Origin of the sequence: Providencia sp. PROV141, assembly GCF_028481645.1 — a bacterium.
GTDB lineage: Bacteria > Pseudomonadota > Gammaproteobacteria > Enterobacterales > Enterobacteriaceae > Providencia > Providencia rettgeri.
This window is the reverse complement of sequence record NZ_JAMPPR010000025.1, coordinates 25,474-43,400: the sequence shown is the minus strand read 5'-3', so window position 1 is coordinate 43,400 and position 17,927 is coordinate 25,474. Positions and strand designations below refer to the sequence as shown.

16 protein-coding genes are annotated in these 17,927 nt (G+C 42.5%); 4 read left to right on the top strand and 12 right to left on the bottom strand.

The features are described 5' to 3' along the window. Positions 1-185 precede the first annotated feature (185 nt). Complete coding sequence (glpK, locus tag PSF09_RS16905; protein WP_102140630.1) at positions 186-1,712, bottom strand: glycerol kinase GlpK; 1,527 nt, start codon at positions 1,710-1,712, stop codon at positions 186-188. Between the two features lie 3 nt (positions 1,713-1,715). After that, positions 1,716-2,576, bottom strand: a complete 861-nt coding sequence (locus tag PSF09_RS16900; protein ID WP_210838062.1) for an MIP/aquaporin family protein — start codon at positions 2,574-2,576, stop codon at positions 1,716-1,718. 305 nt (positions 2,577-2,881) lie between these two features. On the opposite strand from PSF09_RS16900, the gene zapB reads away from it, so the two are divergent. Then, positions 2,882-3,121, top strand: a complete 240-nt coding sequence (gene zapB, locus PSF09_RS16895; protein ID WP_272666321.1) for a cell division protein ZapB — start codon at positions 2,882-2,884, stop codon at positions 3,119-3,121. 415 nt (positions 3,122-3,536) lie between these two features. On the opposite strand, the gene rraA is transcribed toward zapB, so the two are convergent. The 7 genes from rraA to priA all read right to left on the bottom strand — a co-directional run bounded on the left by rraA (position 3,537) and on the right by priA (position 11,787). Beyond that, positions 3,537-4,061, bottom strand: coding sequence for a ribonuclease E activity regulator RraA (rraA, locus tag PSF09_RS16890; protein ID WP_272666575.1), 525 nt, complete (start codon positions 4,059-4,061; stop codon positions 3,537-3,539). A 119-nt stretch (positions 4,062-4,180) separates the two neighbouring features. Then, positions 4,181-5,104, bottom strand: a complete 924-nt coding sequence (locus PSF09_RS16885; RefSeq protein WP_272666574.1) for a 1,4-dihydroxy-2-naphthoate polyprenyltransferase — start codon at positions 5,102-5,104, stop codon at positions 4,181-4,183. Between the two features lie 187 nt (positions 5,105-5,291). After that, positions 5,292-6,626 carry an HslU--HslV peptidase ATPase subunit gene (hslU, locus tag PSF09_RS16880; protein ID WP_272666573.1) on the bottom strand — a complete coding sequence of 445 codons (1,335 nt, stop codon included), beginning with the start codon at positions 6,624-6,626 and terminating at the stop codon, positions 5,292-5,294. A gap of 11 nt (positions 6,627-6,637) precedes the next feature. Next, on the bottom strand, positions 6,638-7,168 hold the full coding sequence (gene hslV / locus PSF09_RS16875) for an ATP-dependent protease subunit HslV (protein ID WP_004265304.1): 531 nt from the start codon (positions 7,166-7,168) through the stop codon (positions 6,638-6,640). A 170-nt stretch (positions 7,169-7,338) separates the two neighbouring features. Beyond that, entirely contained in the window at positions 7,339-8,145 is an 807-nt protein-coding gene (ftsN, locus tag PSF09_RS16870) for a cell division protein FtsN (RefSeq protein ID WP_272666572.1), read from the bottom strand. A 73-nt stretch (positions 8,146-8,218) separates the two neighbouring features. Further along, positions 8,219-9,247, bottom strand: coding sequence for a DNA-binding transcriptional regulator CytR (gene cytR / locus PSF09_RS16865; RefSeq protein ID WP_102140413.1), 1,029 nt, complete (start codon positions 9,245-9,247; stop codon positions 8,219-8,221). Between the two features lie 341 nt (positions 9,248-9,588). Then, complete coding sequence (gene priA / locus PSF09_RS16860) at positions 9,589-11,787, bottom strand: primosomal protein N' (protein ID WP_272684201.1); 2,199 nt, start codon at positions 11,785-11,787, stop codon at positions 9,589-9,591. 218 nt (positions 11,788-12,005) lie between these two features. On the opposite strand from priA, the gene rpmE reads away from it, so the two are divergent. Next, positions 12,006-12,221: a 50S ribosomal protein L31 gene (rpmE, locus tag PSF09_RS16855; protein WP_004265313.1), complete on the top strand. Its 216-nt coding sequence runs from the start codon at positions 12,006-12,008 to the stop codon at positions 12,219-12,221. Between the two features lie 87 nt (positions 12,222-12,308). On the opposite strand, the gene PSF09_RS16850 is transcribed toward rpmE, so the two are convergent. The 3 genes from PSF09_RS16850 to metJ all read right to left on the bottom strand — a co-directional run bounded on the left by PSF09_RS16850 (position 12,309) and on the right by metJ (position 13,721). Further along, the gene (locus PSF09_RS16850) at positions 12,309-12,887 is read right to left on the bottom strand and encodes an outer membrane protein (RefSeq protein WP_272684200.1); all 579 of its coding nucleotides are present in this window, start codon (positions 12,885-12,887) and stop codon (positions 12,309-12,311) included. Then, positions 12,820-13,035, bottom strand: a complete 216-nt coding sequence (locus PSF09_RS16845) for a hypothetical protein (RefSeq protein WP_272684199.1) — start codon at positions 13,033-13,035, stop codon at positions 12,820-12,822. The genes PSF09_RS16850 and PSF09_RS16845 overlap by 68 nt, the downstream gene beginning before the upstream one ends. Positions 13,036-13,403: 368 nt before the next feature. After that, positions 13,404-13,721, bottom strand: a complete 318-nt coding sequence (metJ, locus tag PSF09_RS16840; protein WP_004265315.1) for a met regulon transcriptional regulator MetJ — start codon at positions 13,719-13,721, stop codon at positions 13,404-13,406. A gap of 315 nt (positions 13,722-14,036) precedes the next feature. Between metJ and metB the strand changes: the two genes are divergently transcribed. Both metB and PSF09_RS16830 read left to right on the top strand, forming a co-directional pair. Continuing rightward, the gene (gene metB, locus PSF09_RS16835) at positions 14,037-15,197 is read left to right on the top strand and encodes a cystathionine gamma-synthase (RefSeq protein WP_272666569.1); all 1,161 of its coding nucleotides are present in this window, start codon (positions 14,037-14,039) and stop codon (positions 15,195-15,197) included. Positions 15,198-15,208: 11 nt separating this feature from the next. Beyond that, on the top strand, positions 15,209-17,650 hold the full coding sequence (locus PSF09_RS16830; protein ID WP_272684198.1) for a bifunctional aspartate kinase/homoserine dehydrogenase II: 2,442 nt from the start codon (positions 15,209-15,211) through the stop codon (positions 17,648-17,650). The last annotated feature ends 277 nt before the right edge of the window (positions 17,651-17,927 follow it).

The following is a 17,927-nucleotide window of genomic DNA, read 5'->3' as shown; positions in this document are numbered from 1 at the left end:
CTTTATTTCTTAAACTATCAATAGTTAATTTTCCTCTTGCTAGATAACTTTAAATAAATACTTATTGTTCTTCTAATTTATTATTAATCTGATTATTGATTTTATATTTATTAGCTAATTAGTTTTATGAAAAAGAAAGGCAGCACTGAAGTGCTGCCTTTGAACGATTTGTTTTTAATGAAAAACTAACCGCGATCTTCCCATTCTTGAGCACGTGCTACGGCTTTTTTCCACCCTTCGTATTTGAAATTACGTTCTGTAGTCTCAATACCCGGTTTGAATACGCGCTCAATCGTCGCTTTACTTTGTAACTCATCAAGGTTACTCCAAAAACCAACGGCTAAACCAGCAAGGTAGGCTGCACCCAATGCGGTACTTTCTCGTACTTCAGGGCGCTCAACAGGGGTGCCTAAAATATCTGACTGGAATTGCATTAAGAAATTATTAGCGACAGCGCCCCCATCAACGCGCAGTGCTTTTAAGCGTTCGCCTGAGTCTGCTTGCATGGCATCAAGCACATCACGGGTTTGATAAGCGATAGATTCTAATGTTGCGCGGATAATATGGTTGCGGTTTGCGCCACGGGTTAAGCCAAAGATTGCTCCGCGCGCATACGGGTCCCAATAAGGAGCACCTAAACCTGTAAAGGCAGGAACAACATACACGCCGTTACTGTCTTTCACTTTAGTAGCAAAATACTCAGAGTCAGTTGATTCATCAATCAATTTCAATTCATCACGCAACCATTGAATTGAGGCTCCTCCAACAAATACGGCACCTTCAAGGGCATAATTGACTTCGCCTTTTGGGCCGCATGCGATAGTTGTCAGTAGGCCGTGATTTGAGCGTACAGCAGTTTCGCCGGTGTTCAGAAGTAGGAAACAACCAGTGCCATAGGTATTTTTTGCCATTCCTGGTTTGACACACAGCTGACCATAAAGTGCGGCTTGTTGGTCACCTGCCATCCCGGAGATTGGAATACGTGTTCCGCCTTTTCCCCCAATATTGGTTTGCCCGTAGACTTCGGAAGAAGGGCGCACCTCTGGGAGCATCGCACGTGGAATATTCAGTGCTTTGAGGATTTTATCATCCCATTCAAGGTTACGGATATTGAACAACATGGTTCGAGAAGCATTGGTGTAGTCGGTGACATGAACACGCCCTTGCGTCATTTTCCAAACGAGCCAAGTATCGACAGTCCCAAATAGTAATTCACCTTTCTCGGCACGTTCACGAGCGCCTTCAACATGGTCTAAAATCCATTTTACTTTGGTACCGGAGAAATAGGGGTCGACAACTAGACCGGTATTTTGGCGAATATACTCTTCTAAATCACGGTCATTTTGTTTTAAATGCGTACAAAAATCAGCGGTGCGGCGACATTGCCATACAATCGCATTATAAACGGGTTTCCCGGTGGCTTTTTCCCATACAATGGTCGTTTCTCGTTGGTTCGTGATCCCAATCCCAGCGACCTCATCCGTACGAATATCCGCTTTAGCGAGTACTTCCACAAGAGTTGAGCTTTGTGATGCCCATATTTCCATTGGGTCGTGTTCTACCCAGCCTGGTTTAGGGTAAATTTGGGTGAATTCACGTTGTGAAATACTGACAATATTTGCATCATGGTCGAGCACAACAGCGCGTGAGCTGGTTGTGCCTTGGTCGAGTGCAACAATATATTTTTTCGCAATAGTGGTTTCAGTTGTCATAATTTAAGCCTGTTCCGAGGATTTGGTGTTTTTAACGGATAATTTTTCTGTTTTGGTCTCTTCTTCACATACCATGCAAGGCAAGTGGCGACCAATCAGTTTGCGATAGGCGAATGCGCCTAGCAGACCACCAACAATAGGTGCTGTCAATGGGACAAGAAAATACGGAATATCGCGACCACCGGTGAGAGCAATATCACCCCAACCTGCGAGATAAGCGACAACCTTTGGTCCGAAGTCACGAGCTGGGTTGAGCGCAAATCCGGTGAGTGCGCCAAATGACCCGCCGATGACGGCAATCAAAATACCAATTAATAATGGAGCGAGTGGGCCGCGAGGAACACCGTTGCCATCATCGGTTAGCGCGAGGATTAAGCAAACTAGAATGGCTGCAATAATGACCTCAATAAAGAATGCATGAGGAACACTAATTTGTGGCGCAGGGTAGGTTGAGAAAACGCCCGCAGTAAATAAGCTTTCTTGTGAGCCTCTAATGATATGGTGAACTTGCTCGTAATCGAAAAATACAGGGGAATACATTGAGTAAACTAATGCGGCGGCAAAGAAACCACCTAACATCTGTGCGATGATATAAGGGACAACTTTGCGTTTATCAAAACACGCAAATAGCCATAGTGCGAGAGTAACCGCTGGGTTTAAGTGGGCACCTGAGGTGCCTGCTGTTAGGTAAACGGCTAAAGCAACGCCGAAGCCCCAGATAATACTAATTTCCCATAAGCCTAGCTGTGCACCCGCTATTCTAACGGCAGCAACGCAGCCTAGACCAAAAAATACCAGTAGCGCAGTCCCTAAAAACTCTGAGATGCACTGACCTGTGAGTGATGTAGTCGTCATTTGGCTCATATGTTTCTATCCTACGAAAATGAAAAATATTGTAATGTTTTTTTAAGTTAAGATTTTCTAATCGAAAACCATTAACTGTGAATTTATCGTTAAAGAACATAAACGAGAAATATCGAAATTGAAAAATGTGTGTTACATCACTAAAGCGAAACAAAACAATCAAAAATAGTGATGAATTCGACCTTTGTGATGTGATCTGACCAGTATTTTTTTATGAAGGTAACTACGATTCAGATGGAAGGAACTGGACACAGAGGATCATGCTACTTACAATCGTGTAAAAGCTGATAAGGGAGACCAGAATTATGTCATTTGAAGTATTTGAGAAACTCGAATCCAAAGTCCAACAAGCGATTGATACAATCGCACTGTTACAAATGGAAATCGACGAATTAAAAGATAAAAATGGTGCGCTAAGCCAAGAGCTAGAAATAGCAAAATCAGGTACGGATTCACTGGTGCGTGAAAATGAACAATTAAAACAAGAGCAGCAAGCTTGGCAAGAGCGTTTACGGACTCTGCTAGGTAAGATGGAAGAGGTGTAATTTCTCGTCATACTTCGCGTTGTAGGGGTGTTGGCTTCGTCTCTTCGCCCTAGTCACATACTTATGTATGCTCCTAGGGTCTTATCGACTTTGCCGCCTACCTACAACACGAATTATTTAGAGAAATGTTTGTTATATCTCACGTTGTGGGGTGGCTCAGTTTCTTCACCCTAGTCACAGACGTTATATGCTTCTAGGGCCTTATTGACTTTGCCGCCTACCTACAACACGAATTATTTAGAGAAATGTTTGTTATATCTCACGTTGTGGGGTGGCTCAGTTTCTTCACCCTAGTCACAGACTTATGTATGCTCCTAGGGTTTCATTAAGTTGCAAGCGACCTACAACTCGAATTATTGAGATAAAAATAAGGGCCACTATGATAGCGGCCCTTATTTATTGAATAGGGTATGGATTATGCGTCGATATTGTCATCTTCGATAAAATCGTTGTTCTCAGACGGGATTAATGGTTCTTCAGAAAGAATAATGCCAGTGTTATCGGCATAAAGGTAATCACCAGAGAAGAAGGTGACGCCGCCGAAATTAACGCGGATATCACTTTCACCGATGCCTTCATCTGGGCAACCTGCAGGCATCGCCGCAATAGCTTGAATACCGAGATCAAGCTCCATTAGTGCATCTACCTGACGGACGGCACCATAAACCACAATGCCTTCCCAGTGGTTATCAACGGCGAGTCTGGCAATTTCAGCATCAATGAGTGCCTTACGGACAGAGCCGCCACCATCAACCAGGAGAATACGCCCAGTACCGTCTTCTTCCAGCAAATCATACAGTAGGCCGTTATCTTCAAAGCACTTAACCGTAATGATTTGACCGCCAAATGAAGTACGTCCACCAAAGTTGGAGAAAAGGGGTTCTACCACATTAACGCTTTCTTGGTAAATATCGCAGAGTTCGGAAGTATCATATTTCATAGGAGTTAGGTCTTTTTTGCTGCAAGAGGTAGCCAGTATATCCCTTTTCAACAGTACTTGGCAAAGTTACCCGCCTAAAAATAGGCGGAAAAAGTCAAAAAAACGACAAATAGTGACTGTTATTTACTCATCACAACGCCAATGGAGAATAAAACGTTGGTTACGAGTGCGGCTTTCACCATATTTTCGAGTAAAGGACGCATGCCTTCTGGGGTAGGGTCACTCAGAACGCGGCGTAAATGGTTCATCAGCATCGGTACGGCTAATAAAAATAACCAACCACTCCACCCGTGCAAGTAAATTAGGTTAAAAAATGCCAAACATAAAATTGCCGCAACAATAATAATGGTGTGATAAATCCGAGCTCCTTGGGGGCCTAAACGTACCGCTAAGGTATTTTTACCTGCTTTAATATCATTTTCGATATCACGCATATTATTGATATTCAGTACTGCGACAGAGAGCAACCCACAAGCAGTTGCGGGTAGGATAGTGATGATATTAAAACTATTAGCTTGTAAATAGTAAGTCCCAATAACACTTAGCCAGCCAAAGAAAATTAAGACAGAAATATCCCCTAATCCTAGGTACCCATACGGTTTTTTACCGACGGTATAGGTGATAGCAGCAACGATGGCAATAAGGCCTAGTGCGACGAAACCAATGGCATCTTCTGGTTTTTCACACGCAACAATAATTAACAGTAAGCCAGAAAGGCAGGCTGCTGTAATATTTATTTTGAGCGCTTTTTTCATGTCCGCTTGCGTGATAACACCTTTTTGCATACCACGTAATGGACCAATACGTTCAGCGGTATCAGAGCCTTTGACTGCGTCACCATAGTCATTCGCAAGGTTAGATAAAATCTGTAATAAACCTGCCGTGATCAGTGCTAATAAAGCGACGGGCCATTTAAAATTATTAGTTAAATAAGCGAGTGCAGAGCCTGTCACAATCGCAATCACCCCTAATGGTAGGGTTTTAGGGCGGAGACTTTCAATCCAAGCTTGTTTACGACTTATTGTTGTGGATGTCGACTGCATGCAGTTACCTATAATTCAAACTCTTTAGAGATGTGTTCTTAATAATTTAATAACCCATCATATAGAGAGATACCTGAGTATTTTCAATGTAATGGGCAGAATATTTCATAGAAAAAAGTGCAGCGATAAAAGCTGCACTTTAGTCGATGTATATTAAGGATACATGAAAACCAGATAATTAATAAGATTATAAAATAAATCTACTCAGGTCTTCATCCGCCACCAGCTCATCTAAGTGCTGTTTGACATAATCTGCATCGATTTGGATAGTTTGCCCGTTACGGTCACTGGCATCGAAAGAAATATCTTCCATTAAACGCTCAAGCACTGTGTGCAAGCGACGAGCTCCAATGTTTTCGGTTGATTCATTGACTTGCCATGCGGACTCCGCAATTTTACGAATACCGTCAGTTGTGAATTCAATATTCACGCCTTCTGTTGCCATCAGCGCTTTATACTGTTCAGTTAATGAGGCATTTGGTTCAGTCAAAATACGCACAAAATCTTCAGTTGTCAGCGCTTGTAATTCAACACGAATGGGTAAGCGGCCTTGGAGTTCAGGGATCAAGTCTGATGGGCTCGAAACTTGGAACGCACCTGAAGCGATAAACAGGATATGGTCGGTTTTGACCATGCCGTGTTTAGTCGAAATGGTACAGCCTTCGATTAATGGCAGTAAATCGCGTTGAACCCCTTCTCGAGAGACATCTGGCCCTGAGCTTTGGCCGCCACGTTTACAAATTTTGTCGAATTCATCGATGAAGACAATACCATTTTGTTCAACGGCTTCAATGGCTTGTTCTTTTAGCTCTTCAGGGTTGACTAATTTAGCTGCTTCTTCTTCAACTAGCAGTTTGAATGCCTCTTTGATTTTCATCTTACGTGGCTTCTGCTTTTGGCCTGCTAAGTTTTGGAACATAGACTGTAACTGGTTAGTCATCTCTTCCATGCCCGGAGGTGCCATAATTTCAACACCCATAGGAGATGCAGAGACTTCAATTTCAATTTCTTTATCGTCTAATTGGCCTTCACGTAATTTTTTACGGAATGCTTGGCGAGCTGGAGAATGCTCATCCGTTGGTTCAGACTGCCCCCAATTATTTTTTGCGGGTGGAATAAGAACGTCCAAAATACGTTCTTCAGCCATTTCTTCGGCACGATAGCGGTTTTTTTCAATAGACTGTAAACGCACCATTTTAACGGCGGAGTCAGTTAAATCGCGAATAATCGAGTCAACTTCTTTTCCGACATAACCGACTTCAGTAAATTTAGTCGCTTCGACTTTGATAAATGGCGCATTGGCTAATTTCGCCAGGCGGCGAGCAATTTCAGTTTTACCCACCCCTGTTGGCCCAATCATCAAAATATTTTTTGGTGTGACTTCGTGACGTAACACTTCATTTAACTGCATACGGCGCCAGCGGTTACGCAGAGCAATCGCAACAGAACGTTTGGCTTTATTTTGGCCAATAATATGATTGTCGAGTTCGCTGACAATTTCGCGTGGAGTCATTTCGGACATACTAGCAATCCTTATGATTTTGAAGAAATTTCTTCAAAGTTGACATTATGGTTGGTGTAAATACAGATATCACCTGCAATAGCGAGCGCTTTTTCAGCGATTTCTTTGGCGCTTAAGTCTGTATTTTCTAACAAAGCACGTGCGGCTGATTGCGCATATGGGCCACCGGAGCCAATAGCAATTAAGTCATTTTCCGGTTGAACCACATCACCATTACCCGTAATGATCAGTGAAGTGTGTTCATCGGCGACAGCTAACAAGGCTTCTAACTTGCGAAGCATGCGGTCGGTACGCCAATCTTTAGCGAGTTCAACGGCCGCTTTTGTTAAATGGCCTTGGTGCAGTTCGAGTTTGCGCTCAAACAGTTCAAATAATGTGAATGCGTCTGCGGTGCCACCGGCAAATCCGGCAATGACTTTGTCGTTGTATAACCGGCGAACTTTGCGGACATTGCCTTTCATGACGGTATTACCCATCGTCGCCTGTCCATCACCACCAATTACGACCTGGCCATTACGGCGAACACTTACGATTGTTGTCATGAGTTAGCCCCTGGTTTATTACAAAAAAAAGAATGCGGTTGTATGTGATTTTCAAAAGAGTAAATTCAAGTGATAGTTGTCTAATTAACTATCACTTGAACTAGGTTGAAGCCACAAAGTACCGCTCATGAGTACATTAAAACAGTACATGGGGGGGGAGGAGGAATTTTTCAACCCCCAGAAGCACGAAGAATACAACCGGAAACACCTGCACCTGCTGCGCGGTCACGCATTTTTTCGGCGGTGGATTTGGAATAAGGCCCTAAAACGATACGGTGCCAACCTCCACCTGCGCTTACGCGGCTTTCAATACCTGAAAATGCCAAAGTAGCTTGCACAGACTCGGCTTGTTCTGCTGTACGGAATGAACCGCATTGAACAACCATATTTTGTAAACTGTTTGTCGGTTTAGTGCTTGGTGCCGTTTGTGGTTGAGCTGCGGGCGCGGTTGGTTGAGCCTCAAGTTTTGGCGGGATATTGGCCACCGGTTTACGTTGTACTGGCTCGATAGGTTGAGCCGGCTCATTGATGAGCACTTGGGAGCGCGGTACGGGTTTACCGTTTGCAGGGATTTCTTGCAAGTTAGTGACAGGCTGGCGTCTGTCAGAATCAATTTGCTCTAATAGCTGGCGCTGTTCAGGTGTTAAATCTGATGGGCGCACAATATTATTGCCAGTACTCGGTTGTTGAATATTTGGCATATCCACACCACGACGTTCGAGCTCTTTAATATAGCGCCAACGTTCTTCAGGCTTTGGTGGAAGCGTACTTCCCGGTGTTGTTGGTGTGACAACTTGGGGGGGCGGTGTATCCTTTTTATTTTGAGTGATATAAAACAGGCCGCCAACAAATAGCACGACAATTGTCACAGCAACAACCAATGTTGTCATTGGTAGTCCTTGTGCTTTCTTTGATTTACCTTTGCTTTTTTTACGGGCGGATGAGCGCCCCCGAGCTACATAATCTTTTTGTGCCACGCTATTAATTCACTAGTTATCAATTGTTCGTCATCATTTGGCTTAACATGTTACTTAACCCGAGCAACTTTGACTAGCTTTTAGGCGCTTTTGTGCTCTCTCTGATGATTAAATCAGAATCTAGGAGACGTGAACCCGGGTTTACATTGTGTCCATGGATTTGCTCAAGCAGTAATTGCATCGCATGATGACCAATTTCAGCACGAGGTTGATTAATGGTTGTTAGGGCTGGCAAGGTATATTTTGATTGCTCTAAGTTATCAAAACCAACAAAAGAAAGGTCATCAGGGAGCTTCAAGCCCATTTTTTTCGCTTGCCACATCGCGCCAATAGCCATGATATCACTGTGACAAAAGATAGCCGTAGGTGGTTCAGGAAGTGACATCAATGTTTTCACAGCTTCAGCCCCACCTTCATGGGTAAAATCGCCACGGATAATATAATTTTCACGCAGTTTTTCGCCTGTGCGCAACATGGCTTTTTTATACCCTTCTAAACGGTATTGACTTAAAGGCATATGGTTAGGGCCTGCAATACAAGCAATCAGTTTATGGCCTTGTTTTTGCAGGTAATGTGTCGCATTAAACGCGGCAGTGAGGTTATCGATATGCACAGTCGGTAGTTTTAGCTCAGGCGCAAATTCATTCGCCATCACTATCGGAGGAAGGTTTTTCTGCTCTTCCGTTGAGATATCGAACGGAATATTGGAGCCCAGTAAGACCATGCCATCAATTTGTTTGGTAATAATAAGATTAATAAAAGCATTTTCTTGTTTTTCTTGGTGTTTACAGTCTCCAATCAAAACAAAATAGCCTTCTTGAGCAGCGATTTCTTCAATCCCACAGACGACATCACTAAAGAACGGATCGCGGATATTGGGAACAAGTACAAGAATGGTTTTTGATTCATTGCGCTTATAGCTTCTAGCAAGGTTATGAGGATAATAACCAACATCCATCACCGCTTGTTCGACTTTTTGGCGTGTTTGCAAAGAAACTTTTTCCGGGTTCATGAGTGTTCTTGACACCGTCGCTGTCGAAACGCCCGCGGCACTGGCAACATCTTTCATTGTTGCCGTGTGATTGTGTTTTTTACTTTCCACAACGCCTTCCTTAGATTGATTTAATCGTTTGCTTTTTTTGAATAGCGCAAGTACGTCATTATTAGTGGTTATTCTAATTGGTTTCTCAATAATATCTGTTACCTAGTTTGCATAAAAAGTGTGACTTGCGTCATTTTTTAGAGCTGCTTCGCAAATTTTGAAAATAATTCTAAGGGTAAAAAGATAAATGAAACTCAATGTGTATATAAAACACCCAATTTGGTTGTTTAGCATTATAGGGTAAATAATTCAAAGTTATCAATATGCTGCAAAGACAATATTGGTATGGCCTATAAAGTTAAATGGTTAGATAAAATGAATCCTTTAGCATTGTTCATGCGTTAACAATCAGTTGGATCCACATCAATATTCCACTTTACTTTGCGACTTTCTGGGTGTTGAAGAATTTCTGGCAATAGTTTCGCCATAAACTGCTGTAAATAAAGTCGCGAAGGGTGTTGCAATAGCAATTGCCAGCGGAATCGGCCTCCACGTTTAGCTTGAATCGACGGTGAGGGGCCTAAAATCCACATTTTTGCATCGCTTTGTGGGTGTTGAGTTATATATTGCCGTACATTTTGCAGAAATTGACGCGAGTCCTGGTTATTGTGATCTTCTGAACGGAACAATATATGGCTGGTGTAAGGCGGTAGCATGGCGATTCGGCGCTCTTCCATCGCTTCTTGGGTAAATGCGTTGTAACCTTCTTCAAGTAGTGTGAGTAGCAGCGGGTGTTCGGGATGGTGGGTCTGTAAGAACACTTCACCTTGTTTACCAGCTCGTCCTGCTCGGCCAGAAACTTGCACGTATAATTGAGCAAACCGTTCGGCTGCACGAAAATCACTCGAGAATAAAGCTCCGTCAACATCTAATAAGGCGACTAAGGTGACATCAGGGAAATGGTGGCCCTTGGCTAACATCTGTGTGCCTATTAGAATTCTAGCTCCTCCCTCATGTACTTGATTTAAATGTTGTTCCAGTTCCCCTTTACGGCTTGTGGTATCACGGTCAATACGGGTAACAGGGGTGTCAGGGAATAGTTCACAAATACCTTCCTCAAGTTGCTCAGTTCCCATTCCAACAGGCACTAAATGCGTTGAACCACATTGTGGGCATTGGTGAGGAACTGGGCGTTGGCTATCACAATGGTGGCAGCGTAATTGATGGAAATTTTGATGTAAGGTGTAATAGTGGTCACAGCGCTGGCACTCAGCAATCCAGCCGCATTCATGGCAAATTAACGCTGGCGAATAACCACGACGATTTAAAAACAAAATCACCTGATTGTTTTGTGCAAGATGTTCTTTAATATGTTGAATTAATAAGTGAGAAAGGCCAAATTTTAGCGGTTGGCCTTTTAAGTCAATAAGATGTTGAGTCGCAGGGCGTGCATTACCAGCACGAATAGTGAGATTTAATTGCCGATACTTATGTTGTTGTACATTAAATAAGGTTTCTAACGATGGCGTTGCAGTGCCCATCACAATGGGGATATTGTTCTTTTTCGCACGGAAAACGGCTAAATCACGTGCATGATAACGCCAACCATCTTGTTGTTTGTATGAGCTGTCATGCTCTTCATCAATAATAATAATGCCAAGGCGGGCAAAAGGCGTGAACAGTGCTGAGCGAGTGCCAATAATAATGGCGTTTTGCCCTTGCTTCGTGCGTAGCCATACGGCTAAACGTTCGCTATCGTTCAGCCCAGAGTGCAACACATCAACAGGCGCATTGAAGCGCTCACGAAAACGGCTAATAGTTTGTGGGGTCAAACCAATTTCAGGCACCAGTACTAAAGCTTGTTTACCTTGAGAAAGGACATTCTCCAGAACACTCAAATAGACTTCAGTCTTACCAGACCCTGTTATCCCTGCGAGCAACCATGGTGAAAATTGGTCATCTTCAGCACGTATAGCACCGACAGCGGTAGCTTGCTCGCTATTAAGCCGCAACCTTTCACCACAAACTGTAAAATTTGGTTGCCACTTTTTGCTCGTCGGTTGAACGGGATGTAACTCAATATAAGCTTTCTTTTTCAGTGCTTGCAGAGCACTTTCACTGATTTCAAGCTCATTCACTTGATGGCGATAAACGGCTCTACGACGTAAAAGTGCGAGGGCCTGCTGCTGTTTTGGGGAGCGTTTGAGCTCATTAAGGTCAACGGCTAAGCCTTCATCTGTCACTTGCCATTGCCAAATCGGGGTAAATTCAGCGGGTTTACCTTGGCGCAACAATGTGGGTAATGCGTGGAATAGTACTTCGCCAATTGGGTAGTGGTAGTATTGGGAAGACCACAGTAAGAGCTGCCAAATATCATCAGGGAAGAGTGTTTGATGGTCGATAACCAGTTCGATAGCTTTTAATTTATCTTCAGCAAACTCGCTTTTATCGCTGTGTTTTACCACAATACCTAGGGCTTGGCGCTTGCCAAACGGCACCATAACACGGCTGCCAATCACTGGCAGTGGCATGTTATCAGGAAGGCGATAATCAAATGTGCGGTTTAATGGGACAGGTAAAGCCACCTGAACGACGATCATATCTGGGTTTCCGTCTATTTTTTATGCGATAATACGAGCGATTGTTGACTAGAGTACCACAAAATTTACTCGGTTTTCATTGCGCGATAAACAGAATTTCTGTATGATCCGCCGCCTTTGGTATTTATTTTTACCAATATATTAAATTCAATCAACACGACGTGTGGTGTCCGGCGTTAGGGCTGGAATGGCGACACGGCCTTAATAGAGGTTCTCCCATGAAAAAAGGTATTCACCCTAAATACGAAGAAGTTACTGCAACTTGTTCTTGCGGTAATGTAATGAAAATTAATTCAACTGCTGGTCACTCGCTGAATCTGGACGTTTGTGGTAACTGCCACCCGTTCTATACTGGTAAACAGCGTGATGTTGCGACTGGTGGTCGTGTTGATCGCTTCAACCAACGTTTCAGCATCCCAGGTTCTAAAAAATAATCGAACTTGTGAAATGCGAAAAAAAGGGAAACTGAGTTTCCCTTTTTTAATGCCCAAAATAAGCGTTTTTATGTCTAAATGAAGAAATTAGAAGCGATAAACGACACCGAACATCACATCATTGGTTCTGACTTTCACTTTTGATTTATATACTTCGTTATCTTCCGTATAGCTAAGTGATGACTTACCTGCATCTAAAAAGCGGTAGCTTAAATCTAATGATAAATTATCATTGATGGCATACTGGGAGCCAATACCTAAACTCCAAGCAAAGTTGCTTTTTGTTTTAGATTTAGAAAATGAATCATAGCCATAGTACATAGAATGATGGCTTTTTTCTTCGTATGAATAAGTAGATTTATGTTTAATACTTGCTAAACCTAATCCAACGGATACGTAAGGGGTGAAATTGGTTTCGTTTTTGAAGTCATAATAAGCATTAACCATAAAGGTATTTAATGTGATATCGTTTTTGCTGTCATCTGAAGCGGTAAAGAAACTATTATTTTCATAGAAAAGATTATGTTTAGATGAGGCTTTACCTCTTAGTGCAATATCGAATTCAGCACGTAACGGAAGAGATGTCACATCATATAAGTCATAGCCTAATGCAATACCCCCCCCCCAATACTGCTTTGGTTTTACTGCCGCCGTTATAGCTTTCATAAAAACCTACATCTGATTCTTCCCATTTTTGGTCTGATAATTTAAGAATAGATGTACCTAATTTACCAGAAACATAAAAACCGCTGCCAGATGCCATAGCCACGCTAGATACAAGGCTGAGTAGGGAAACTGCAATTATTTTTTTCATTATTTATTACCATTCATATAGTTAATTAAATATCAGCATCTATTATAGATCTAAACAAATAATGAACTTAAGGTAAATTTTCCATTTTTCGATAAACAGAATAAGCGGCCATTTTTCACAGTAAAAGAGTGATTTCTCAGTACTAAATATAAGAAAATGTTATGAATTGGAGGGTTGTGTTACCTGTTCCCGCAACTGTGGAATTAATTTATTCATATTTCCGGTTATGGGGCCGAAATATAACAATATTTACGAATGGATTGGCAAGAATTCAAAGCCATCTTGAATAAAACATAAGGAAAGGTACTACGTCGCAAGGTTTGCGACGTAGTTAAAACTTTGAGGCACGTAATGGCGACTAATTGGGATTAATATTCCCACGTTTCAGGGTCGATACCTAATTCGCGCATAATTTCTTTTGCGGCTTCAGGGATCTCGTCATTACGTTCTTTACGCAAGTCTTCATCATTTGGCAGTGGTTGGCCTGTGAATGCATGCAAAAATGCTTCACACAGTAATTCACTGTTAGTGGCATGACGTAAGTTATTGATCTGACGGCGAGTACGCTCATCAGTTAAAATTTTTAGTACCTTCAAAGGAATCGATACTGTAATTTTCTTTACTTGCTCACTCTTTTTGCCATGTTCAGCATACGGACTGACATACTCACCATTCCATTCAGCCATGGGTTACCTTGGATATTTTCAGTAATAATTAAAAATAATATGCATATTCTTTTTAATAGGAACTTATTCTAAGCTCTAAATCGAGAATATCTGCATATATGTTCGATGAGGCTTCACTTATTTTAACACAAAATACTGTCTAAAATTAACGAGTTAAACCCACTTATGCGATTGACTATCAATTTACACATAATTATTAAGGCTGATTATTCCATTACTTGATATAAACGTAAAGAGGTTTAGACGTCTAGATATGTTGACGTCTAAACATCCGATGGGTATGATTTGGCCTATCACTGTTCAGGAGAAGCGTTTATGACTTACAAACCGTCAACCATCGCAATTCATAATGGATTAAACGATGACCAACAATTTGGTTGTGTTGTGCCTCCCATTTATTTGTCCAGCACCTATAACTTCACTGATTTTAATGAGCCCCGCGCACATGACTACTCACGCCGTGGAAATCCAGGTCGGGATATTGTGCAAAAAACATTGGCACAACTTGAGGGGGGAAGCGGCGCAGTAATGACCAACAGTGGGATGTCAGCGCTTCATTTACTCTGTACTGTTTTTTTACAGCCCGGTGATCTATTAGTTGCACCTCATGATTGTTATGGCGGAAGTTATCGGTTATTTAATAGCCAAAGTCAGCGTGGGGCTTACCAAGTGCAATTTGTTGATCAAAGTGATGAATCTGCATTACGAGCTGCGCTCGCTAAAAAACCTAAATTAGTCTTAATTGAAACACCCAGTAACCCATTATTAAGAATTTTTGATATACAGCATATTGCTCAATTAGCGCATGATGTTGGTGCGTTAGTGGTTGTCGACAATACATTTTTAAGCCCTATCCTCCAGCAACCACTGTCATTAGGGGCTGACTTTGTTGTGCATTCATGTACAAAATACCTTAATGGTCATTCAGATATTGTGGCTGGTGTAGTGATTACCAAAGAGGAAAAATGGGCAATAGAATTAGCGTGGTGGGCGAATAATATAGGTGTCACTGGGGGCGCTTTTGATAGCTACTTATTATTAAGAGGCATCCGAACTCTATCCCCACGTGTGTTACAGCAACAGCAAAATGCACAAGAGATCGTAAAATATCTTAAATCGCAGCCTTTAGTGAAAAAATTGTATTATCCTGCATTGGAAGATCATCCTGGGCACGAAATAGCACTGAAACAACAAAAAGGTTTTGGCGCCATGTTGAGTTTTGAATTTGCAGGTGATGAGTCACAACTTCGCCATTTTCTTCGCTCACTTAGCCTGTTTACATTGGCGGAGTCATTGGGTGGGGTGGAAACATTGATTTCCCATACTGCGACAATGACGCATGCAGGTATGTCAGCAGAAGCTCGTGCGCAAGCGGGGATTACCGATAGCTTACTAAGAATTTCAGTGGGGATTGAAGATCCTCAGGATTTAATCACAGACTTAGATCACGCATTTCAGGTTGCGGGACAACGTTAGCGGAGTTTTTGATGAGTGTACTAACAGCGGTTGAGGTGGCTCCTTGTCACCGTCAGTTACATAAATTTGGGGGCAGTAGTTTAGCCGATGCGAAGTGCTATCAACGCGTTGCAGCAATTATGACGAACTATAGTCAACCTGGTGATTTAATGGTGGTTTCTGCCGCGGGTAGTACAACTAATCAGTTGATCAACTGGTTAAAATTAAGCCAAAGTGATCGTATTTCGGCTCATCAAGCTCAACAGTCGTTACGCCGCTATCAACTTGATTTAATTGAATCTCTTTTACCGGAACAAAAAGCCGTAGAATTAAGCCAATTATTTATTCACGATTTAGAGCGTTTAAGCGCGTTGTTGGATAAACCGACAAATGATGCGACTTATGCAGAAGTGGTAGGGCACGGTGAAATTTGGTCCGCACGCCTTATGGCTGAGGTGCTTGCTCTGGCGGGTATGACGAGTGCTTGGTTAGATGCGCGTTTATTTTTACGCGCTGAGCGAGCGGCACAACCGCAGGTCGATGAAACACAATCGCGTTATTTATTGCAACAACAGTTAACTCAGTTACCGAACCGACGTATTGTCGTGACAGGCTTTATTTCGCGTAATCAGCAAGGTGAGACGGTACTGCTTGGGCGTAATGGGAGTGACTATTCTGCAACACAAGTCGGTGCGTTAGCAGATGTGGGAAAAGTAACGATTTGGAGTGATGTCGCTGGAGTATATAGCGCGGACCCTCGTAAAGTGAAAGATGCCTGTTTATTGCCCTTATTGCGCCTAGATGAAGCCAGTGAATTGGCGCGCTTAGCAGCTCCTGTTTTACATACACGCACTTTACAACCCGTTTCCGTGAGCAATATTGATTTGCAATTAAGGTGTAGCTACCAACCGGAGCAGGGCTCAACAAAAATTGAACGGGTACTCGCGTCAGGAGCAGGGGCAAAAATCGTGACTAGCCATGATGATGTGTGCTTAATTGAATTGCGTATCGCTGCCGGCCGTGATTTTAAACAAATCTGCAAAGATGTGGATTTATTACTTAAGCGTGCTCAATTGCGTCCTTTGGCTCGTGGTATTCATCATGACCGTTCTTTGCTGCAATTATGTTATACCTCTGAAATTGTCGAAAGTGCCTTAAATACCCTTGAAGAAGCCGGGTTGCCGGGGTCATTATCATTACGTGAAGGTTTTTCTTTGGTTGCGTTAGTCGGTGCAGGTGTGTGTAAAAAGCCATTACATAGCCACCGTTTTTATGAGGAATTAAAAGGGCAGCCTGTTGAATTTATTTGGCATTCAGAGGATGCCATCAGTTTAGTCGCTGTTTTGCGTTCTAACCAAACCGAGCACTTAATTCAAGGGATGCACCAGAGCTTATTCCGTGCAGAAAAACGCATTGGATTAGTGTTATTTGGTAAAGGGAACATTGGTGCGCGTTGGTTAGAGCTTTTTGCTGCGGAGCAACACAAAATTTCGGCACGTAGTGACTTTGATTTTGTCTTAGCCGGTGTGGTAGATAGCCGCCGTAGCTTACTGAATTACCAAGGGATTGACCCAAGCCGTGCGCTGGCTTTCTTTGATGACGAAGCCGTAGAGCATGAGGACGATAACCTATTTTTATGGATGCGTTCCCATCCTTATGATGATTTAGTGGTATTAGATGTCACCGCAAGTGAGACACTGGCAGATAACTATGTGGATTTTGCGAGTTATGGTTTTCATGTGATCAGTGCAAATAAAATTGCGGGGGCAGCGCAAACGGCACAATATCGTCAAATTCGCGATGCGTTTTCGAAAACAGGTCGTCACTGGCTATACAACGCAACAGTAGGAGCAGGGTTACCGATTAACTATACGGTACGGGACTTAAAAGAAAGTGGTGATTCGATTCTGGCTATCAGTGGTATTTTTTCCGGAACACTATCATGGCTATTTTTACAGTTTGACGGTTCTATCCCATTTAGTGAGCTAGTAGAGCAAGCGTGGCAACAAGGGTTAACTGAACCGGACCCTCGCATTGATCTATCAGGGCAAGATGTCATGCGAAAATTAATTATTTTAGCCCGTGAAGCGGGTTATGACATCGAACCCGATGATGTGAGAGTGGAATCTTTAGTACCGAAACAGGCTCAGACGGGTTCACTCGATGAGTTCTTTGAAAATAGCGCCATTATTAATGAGCAGATGCAGCAACGTTTAGAAGCGGCGCAAGAACTAGGGTTAGTGCTACGCTATGTGGCACGGTTTGATGCAGTAAAAGGCAAAGCGAAAGTCGGTGTGGAAGCCGTGAAACCGGAACATCCGCTGGCCTCATTATTACCGGGTGACAATGTGTTTGCTATCGAGAGCCGTTGGTATCGAGACAACCCATTAGTGATCCGAGGCCCAGGAGCCGGGCGCGATGTGACCGCTGGCGCTATTCAGTCGGATCTCAACCGGCTCTCTCAACTTTTATAATCATTTTTCAGGTGTATTGGTGTTCTTGGTAGTATTGAGGGCGCCGATGCATTATGAATATTTTTAATTTACCCCTTCATTTTCTGTTTTTTATTCTGATGATTTAATTCTTAAACATTATTCATGTCTTAAAAGTGCTGAATCGACGATATATTGCGCTGAAACAATACTTAAATAAGAAAAATTAATAAAAATAAGGCTGTAATTAAATTTCAGAAAAATCCCCCAAAGTCATTTTTTTCTGATATGAATATACACTGAAGGGTAAATTTAGCGG